Below are 577 nucleotides of genomic sequence, written 5' to 3'. Positions count from 1 at the left end.
TCGCCAAGCTAGTTGTTTGTCGGTGGTGGTTGGGGTTGGAAGGGTTCGTACCACCACCAGTCGGCGCGCTCGCCGGTCGGCCCGGGGCAGGGCGCCACCGCGGGCGGGGGTTGAGTTGGTGGGCGCGCCAACGATCCCGGGCTCAGTAATCGGCCAGCGTTGTCGGTGGCGATGAGGTCGTCGGCGGGTCCGGTGATGGTGAGGACGCCGCGGTGGTGCAACCGGTGATGATAGGGGCATAGCAGCACCAGGTTGGCCAACTCCGTGGGACCGCCGTCTTCCCAGTGCCGGATGTGGTGGGCGTGCAGACCACGGCTGACACCACAGCCCGGCACCGCGCACGTGCGGTCGCGGTGCTCCAGCGCGCGGCGAAGCCGCCGGTTGATCAGCCGGGTCGCCCGGCCGGCACCAATGACCTCGCCGTGGCGTTCGAACCAGACTTCACAGGTGGCATCACATGTCAGGTAGCGGCGTTCGGCGTCGGTCAGCAGCGGACCCAGATGCAGTGCCGCAGCGCGCTGCTCAACATCGACATGCACCACCACGGTGGTGTGCTGCCCGTGTGGCCGGCGGGCCG

1 protein-coding gene is annotated in these 577 nt (G+C 69.2%); it reads right to left on the bottom strand.

What is annotated here, in order from left to right:
- Window positions 1-8 precede the first annotated feature (8 nt).
- Window positions 9-577: HNH endonuclease signature motif containing protein (locus tag A5760_RS13305; RefSeq protein ID WP_155764320.1), on the bottom strand; the 569-nt coding region annotated here is incomplete at its 5' end.

Source organism: Mycobacterium colombiense (assembly GCF_001665835.1).
In the GTDB taxonomy this organism is placed as follows: domain Bacteria; phylum Actinomycetota; class Actinomycetes; order Mycobacteriales; family Mycobacteriaceae; genus Mycobacterium; species Mycobacterium colombiense_A.
The sequence above is the reverse complement of the archived record's forward strand: the minus strand, read 5'-3'. Positions and strand labels throughout refer to the sequence as shown.